We start from the raw sequence: 6,000 nt of genomic DNA, 5'->3' as shown, positions 1-6,000 counted from the left end.
GAGGCGTCAGGAAGTTTTTGCGTTTTCGTTGGCCAGCAGCTCGGCAATGTGCTTTTTCATGGCCGGCTTATCGACTTTGCCGACGCGTGTTACCGGAAACGCGTCAACGACTTCGATTCTTTCGGGGCACTTGAATTTGGCTAGACCCTGGTCCACCAGGAAGGCAGCAAGTTCAGGTACCGATGGCGCCGTAGCACCGGGCTGCAAGATGATGTACACACAGCCTTTTTCGCCATAGATGGGATCAGGCATGGCGATCAGCTTTGCGTCCAGGATCGACGGATGCTTGCTGACGAAGGCTTCCACTTCTTCGCAACCAATTTTTTCGCCACCGCGGTTGATGTTGTCGCGGAACCGGCCTTCGAAACGGAAGTATCTCTGGCCGTCGATGGTGTGCGCGGAAACGATGTCGCCGGTCCGGACGAAGCCGTCGGAAGTGAATGTTTTGGAGTTGGCTTCCGGTGCCTTGTAGTAACCCCGCGTGGAAGAAGGGCCACGGAAACAGAGCTCGCTCATTTCTCCTTCGGCTGCCGGAGTCTCGGTTTCGGGGATCAGGACACGAATTTCGTCGTGAGGGCAGCCCGATTTTCCATTGGTGCCGTGTCGGATCTCTGGCGACGCTGAGGGTCCTGATCCCAACAGAAGGCCTTCGGTGATGCCGAACAGATTGCTGCTTCTCACGTTGATCTTCTTTTCGAGCATGTCCGCCCGCGTCATCGTAAAGAACAGCTTAAGGCTGGAAAGATCGTGCTTGTGCAGATCCGGGTATGCCATGATTTGTGGGGCAATCGGACCAATCGATGCGGTGTGGGTAACGCGATGCTCCTCGATAATGGTAAGCATGCGCGCGATATCGACGTTGGGCATCAATATCGTGCTGCGACCCAAAGTAAGTGTGGGCATCAGCGCGTATAGTTGACCCGCGTTGTGCATGAGTGGCAGCGCCCACAAGAAGATGCTGTCTTCATCCATTTCGTAGTGATGGGCACTGAACGTGGCGTGCGCGAGGTATTCACCATGAAAGCGGGGGATGATCTTGGGCACCCCAGTGGTGCCGCCGGACAACTGAAAGCTGAGAACGTCGGCGGGGCTCAGCTTGACCTGCGAGACGATGCGCTCAGCAGACCGCGAGTGGGGCTGTGCAAGCAATGAAGAAATCGTTTTGCTGCCCTGGGGTGCGCGCGAGCCCGAGAACACCAGATGTTCGATATGAGTATGGCGAGCCTGCATCTGCTGGGCGAAAGGTACCATATCGAAGCTGCCCGGAGTGTCAGACTGCACAAAGTACGCGCGTGCTTCACTCAGTTCGGCCAACTGCCCGATTTCAACCTCGCGATACTGTGGAATGGCACAGACCGGAACGATGCCGGCCTTTGCGCAGGCCAACACGGTAATGGCGGTTTCGAGGTTGTTCCCCATCTGAAAGATGGCACGATCGGCGGGCTGAAGTCCGAGCCCGAGTAATGCCGCGGCCAAATGCTCGGTTTTACTGTCCAGTTCGCCAAAAGTGATGCTGCCCTCATCCGTGATCAAGGCAGGTTTGTTCGGCAGGCGCCGGGCAGTGTGCCGCAGCATGTCTCCCACCGTTGAGTTCATCCATGCGCCCGATTCAAGATATCGCGTGGCCTGGTCGGTGGGCACATACTGGACACCATCAATAGGATATAGGGGCCCTGTCATTGCTCTGTCTCCTTATGGCTATCGTGCGTGATGCGCAATTAGACGAAGCCGTGTGCGGCAAGCCAATTGGTAATGTGCGTTGCAGCGGCGGAGCGCCCGGATTGCGGATCGCCTTCGATGGGACGACCATGGTGGTCGCCATGCACTCGTACATGTTGTTTGTCGCTGGCGCCAATCCACGAGAAGATTTCTTTGATTTGAAGAGGAAAGGTCGTCTGGTCGCCGGTGTATTCCACCAGTAGTGTCGGTACGCGTACGTAAGGCGCCGTTTTCTCGAGCGCCGCCTGAGACGACACCCCGGACCAGGTGGACAACCAGGATTCGGGCGAACATAGGCGACCGAATCCCACCGCACCGTAATTGGATACCAGTGGGTCGTTGCCCCAGATGGAGCCGGGCGCGCGATCAGAGGGGTCGAGTGTCAGGTCGATGTTGCGCAAGTCGGCATCGGTTCTCCACACCGTGATGATCGGTGTATGCGCCGCTTGCAGGCGTATGGCGCGTTCGGAGCTTCCTTCCTTGACTTGACGGCGAGCATTCTGCCGCCGCTCGATCAATTGGCGTGCAATGGCGTCAATGCGCTCGACCCGGCTGCGTTGGGCGGCACGATAGCGCTCGACGAAGTCAGGGGTATAGCGTGATTGTCCCGGCTCTGGAACGTAGCCATTTTCCGGGTTGAAGGGGTCAAGGCCGGGATCGACCGATAAGGCGTCGTTTTCATCGACAACCGAGGGGTCGATACAGCCCATGAGCAAGCGCCCTTGGCCGGGGTGAGGAGCAAGGTAGACCATTGCGTCGACAGCGGGCATGTCCAGCGTGTCGAAGCGCGTGGGTTTACCCACGGGGGACTTGGCCAGCCGTTGCTCAGGTGCCAGGGTGGATTGCTGGATGTAGTAGCTATATACCCCCGATCCACCAGAGTTTCCTATGAGTACGATCTTTTCAAAATCGCGCTGGCGCAGAAACTGAATACCGGTGGCAGCATCGATGACTGCCTGTTCGTGCTCAAGTCGCAAGTCGTTTCCAATCGAACGTGCACCTTGTGTCCAGACTGCCATGCCACGTTCAAGCAAGGCGGGCACCAGATAATGAGCACCGAAGTATTCGCGCGGGTGCATCAGGCAGGCTACGTTGCGCGGTTGGCCACGCGTGTAAAGTGTGCCCAGTACTGATGCCCCATCAGGGGTGCGAAGTGTAAAAACTTCGGTTCGGGTGTCATTGGGCAAGGCCTGAGGAAACCAGTCGATACCCAGCGAGGGTCGCTTGCCTTTCTGTTTCTCTGTCATGTCGGCTCCGATTTATTGCGGTGACGTGCAGTGTTGCTTATGCCGGCACAATTCGCACGGTGTCGCGTCCGAACGACTCAATGCGTCCGCGCAGGCCACCGGTAAAGAGGCCATACCACACCGCCGGCTTGAGACCGAGTTCCTTTCGGTGAAACTCGATGGGCACCCGGGCGTCGATGGTGATGTAGTCGCCGGACGCATCGCTGACCTGGCAGCTATCCAGTCTTCTGGCGGCTTCGACCAGTGACGCAAATTCGGGCACGTTCAGCACATAGATGCGGATGGGCGATGCTTCGGAAGACGTCTGGAACTGCGCGTCCAGCAGATGTGCCTTGGTATTCCAGACGGAGTCGATGGCCGTGAGCTTGCCGCCGCTTTTGTGTGCCTGTGCTTCGTAGTCGATGGCGGCCTGCAGCGTCAGGTTGGCGTCGTTCGCATCGATGGCGTCGACAGGTCTGAGCTTGCGTGTGATCTCGATGAAATAACCATTGGGATCGCGGAAGTAGATCGATTCGATAACCTCGTGGGCGGTTTCTGCCGAAACCACGATGCCCTTGCTTTCGAGCATTTGTTTCCAGGCCGCTAGTTCTTCTTTTGTATCGACCAGCCACGATGTGTGCGTCGCGTCGAATATATGGTCGGAAGGGACGGGTGGCTGACCGGGGCGGTTCTGCATGCCTTCAGGTACCGAACTTCCGAGGTAATAGAAAAATGCGATCGAGCTTCCGTTGCCACTATCGAAGAAGAAATGCAGAAAGTCTGGGTGCGTGGCCGGGCCCCAGCCGCGCGCAGAAATTGTGTGGATCAGTGGCAGGCCCATGATGTCTCGGTAAAACTCGACGGTTTCCCGAAGCTTCCATGTGGGACGGGCGGTGTGGTCTACGCCGTGAAGACGCAACCGGCTTGGGGTTTCTGGACTGTTCACGAAGTGTCTCCGAAAAATTGAAGAGCTGGGCCAAGGCCGTGCTGTCGTGTCTGACTGTTATCCGGTTCTGTTTTTACAGAGTAGACTAAAAACTGACAGGAATGTCAATAATTCTTTTTTTGTGGGTCAAAGTGCAGCGATGGACGGCAAATTGAGGGTGTCATGCTGCAGTGGAGGACGATGCTAGCCGGAAGTTTGTCGAAAATTTGACGTATATGTTAATGTTGGGCTTTCGCAGCCGGAGAAGTCATGGCCAGGCCATCATCAAAAATAAACGTCGTGCCTCAGGCAATTCTGGAAGCCGCGTCCAATTTGTTCATAAAGCGGGGCTACGAGGGTACGTCGATGCAGGATATTGCCCACGAACTGGAAATCTCTCGTTCCGCGCTTTATTACTACTTCAAGAATAAGGAAGAAATTCTCGCCAGCCTGACCGAAGGTCTTACCATCGTGGCCGAGCGTCTGGCTACTCAGGTCGTTGAAAAAAGCAAGGAGCCTGATGACGCTCTGCTAGAGCTCGTCCGTCAGCATGCCAAACTGATCTTGCTTCATCCGGTTCAATTCAGGGTGGTGGATCAGGCCGAAGGTTCGCTTCCTGAAAGCCAGCGCAAAATCGCTGAGTCGGCCCGCCGGTTACTGCTTCAAAAATTTACCGACGTGATCCAACGTGGCATCGACGCCGGACATTTTCGGCTCGTCAACGCTCGCGTGGCGGCCTTTGCCCTGATCGGCATGTGTAACTGGACGGCATGGTGGTTCAAGGCGGACGGCGCCAAAACGGCAGAGGAAATCGCAGACATTCTGGCTGATTTCGGTCTGCACGCTTTGCAACGCCCCGAGGTCAAGCAGGCACAGCCGGCAAGCGTGCAGGAGTCGGTGCGCATGCTGGAAGAAAACCTGGCTCAGTTGAAGGCCATAATTGGCGCCGGCCAATAGTTCAATACGTCGGCACGGTGTAGCGCCGACCGACAGCCTGTTCTTACAGCCCAGGAAACCGATCAATTTTCGACAATGCAACGTTGACGTCGAAGATCTTGAAGCGGAGGTTCGTGACGCCCATATCGGTCAGGCGCGCGCTATGCATGTCCTTGTAAGCGTTGAGTGAGTCGAGGTCTTCAAAGCAGTAAATTCCTCCTGCTTCTTTGGTTTCGGCATTTTCGGTCCAGAGCTTCCAGATCAGTCCGGGCTCCTGGGCGATGCTTTCTGCAAGCTCTCGCAATGCGGCGCTCATTTCGGCACCGAATGGACCGGGAGAAGGGAAGTCGACTTGTAGGATTTTCATGAAGGCTCCGAGAAAGGTTGGCGCATCGCCAGGACATGCATCCAGATCAATTATGACGAAAACAGAGGGCGCGGGTCGATAGGTAGTTACGGTATCGCCGCCTATGGCGGACGAGCTTTACTAAGTATATATTTGTGTTTGCCACACCTGCTGATCCCACAATTAATACCGGCAGTTGCTTATGCCGTTCCAGGAGACAACACATGAAGAAATTGGCTGGAATTGTCGCGTGCGCAGGCGTGCTGCTGACGGCATCTCATAGTGCTCTTGCCCAGGACAAAGTCGTACCCGGGGTACGCGGCATCGATCATATTGGCTTCACCGTGCCAGACATCGAGCAGGGTGTTTCGTTCTTTCGCGACGTGCTGGGCTGTCAGGAAGCCATGCGATTTGGCCCGTTCAGCGACGACGAAGGCACCTTCATGCAAGATCTGGTCGATGTTCATCCTCGCGCCGTCATCAAGCAGATTGCAATGATGCGCTGCGGCCAGGGATCGAACATTGAACTGTTCGAATACAGTGCACCCGACCAAATCACCAAGATGCCGCGCAATAGCGATCACGGCGGGTTTCACATCGCCTTTTATGTCAAGGACATTGAAGCCGCGGTACAGAAAGCAAAAGAACTGGGCCTGAAAGCCTTCATGGGTCCGCTTCCGATCACCGAAGGTCCAGCCGCAGGTCAGGCGATCAACTACGTGCTCACACCCTGGGGCTCTTATATCGAGTTGATCTCCTATCCGGACGGGATGGCATACGAGAAAGACGGCGCAACCCGACTGTGGGCGCCCGACCAGTAAGCCGGCGATCTAGCGGTGCCTGCGTGA

At 56.2% G+C, this 6,000-nt stretch carries 6 protein-coding genes; 2 read left to right on the top strand and 4 right to left on the bottom strand.

Annotated elements, in window-relative coordinates:
- Window positions 1–6: 6 nt before the first annotated feature.
- Genes Q1J88_RS08050 through Q1J88_RS08040 form a run of 3 tightly spaced genes read right to left on the bottom strand, consistent with a single transcriptional unit; the run spans window position 7 to window position 3,891 of the window.
- Window positions 7–1,680 carry an AMP-binding protein gene (locus Q1J88_RS08050; RefSeq protein ID WP_301117102.1) on the bottom strand — a complete coding sequence of 558 codons (1,674 nt, stop codon included), beginning with the start codon at window positions 1,678–1,680 and terminating at the stop codon, window positions 7–9.
- Window positions 1,681–1,718: 38 nt separating this feature from the next.
- Window positions 1,719–2,966 carry an alpha/beta hydrolase gene (locus tag Q1J88_RS08045; protein WP_301117101.1) on the bottom strand — a complete coding sequence of 416 codons (1,248 nt, stop codon included), beginning with the start codon at window positions 2,964–2,966 and terminating at the stop codon, window positions 1,719–1,721.
- Window positions 2,967–3,003: 37 nt separating this feature from the next.
- Window positions 3,004–3,891 carry a VOC family protein gene (locus tag Q1J88_RS08040; RefSeq protein ID WP_301117099.1) on the bottom strand — a complete coding sequence of 296 codons (888 nt, stop codon included), beginning with the start codon at window positions 3,889–3,891 and terminating at the stop codon, window positions 3,004–3,006.
- 249 nt (window positions 3,892–4,140) lie between these two features.
- Between Q1J88_RS08040 and Q1J88_RS08035 the strand changes: the two genes are divergently transcribed.
- Window positions 4,141–4,827, top strand: coding sequence for a TetR/AcrR family transcriptional regulator (locus Q1J88_RS08035; RefSeq protein WP_301117098.1), 687 nt, complete (start codon window positions 4,141–4,143; stop codon window positions 4,825–4,827).
- Between the two features lie 43 nt (window positions 4,828–4,870).
- Here the strand turns inward: Q1J88_RS08035 and Q1J88_RS08030 are convergent, their stop codons facing one another.
- The gene (locus Q1J88_RS08030; protein ID WP_301117097.1) at window positions 4,871–5,173 is read right to left on the bottom strand and encodes a monooxygenase; all 303 of its coding nucleotides are present in this window, start codon (window positions 5,171–5,173) and stop codon (window positions 4,871–4,873) included.
- A gap of 203 nt (window positions 5,174–5,376) precedes the next feature.
- Between Q1J88_RS08030 and Q1J88_RS08025 the strand changes: the two genes are divergently transcribed.
- Window positions 5,377–5,973 (top strand): VOC family protein, encoded by a 597-nt coding sequence (locus Q1J88_RS08025; protein WP_301117096.1) that lies wholly within the window; start codon window positions 5,377–5,379, stop codon window positions 5,971–5,973.
- Window positions 5,974–6,000 lie beyond the last annotated feature (27 nt).

The sequence above is a fragment of the Pusillimonas sp. genome (genome assembly GCF_029263785.1).
Taxonomy (GTDB): Bacteria; Pseudomonadota; Gammaproteobacteria; order Burkholderiales; family Burkholderiaceae_B; genus Pusillimonas.
This window is presented reverse-complemented; position numbering and strand designations above follow the sequence as displayed.

Coding starts and splice junctions, on each gene's coding strand:
- Q1J88_RS08050 (WP_301117102.1), bottom strand. CDS start 1,680: ATGACAGGGCCCCTATATCCTATTGATGGTGTCCAGTATGTGCCCACC.
- Q1J88_RS08045 (WP_301117101.1), bottom strand. CDS start 2,966: ATGACAGAGAAACAGAAAGGCAAGCGACCCTCGCTGGGTATCGACTGG.
- Q1J88_RS08035 (WP_301117098.1), top strand. CDS start 4,141: ATGGCCAGGCCATCATCAAAAATAAACGTCGTGCCTCAGGCAATTCTG.
- Q1J88_RS08030 (WP_301117097.1), bottom strand. CDS start 5,173: ATGAAAATCCTACAAGTCGACTTCCCTTCTCCCGGTCCATTCGGTGCC.
- Q1J88_RS08025 (WP_301117096.1), top strand. CDS start 5,377: ATGAAGAAATTGGCTGGAATTGTCGCGTGCGCAGGCGTGCTGCTGACG.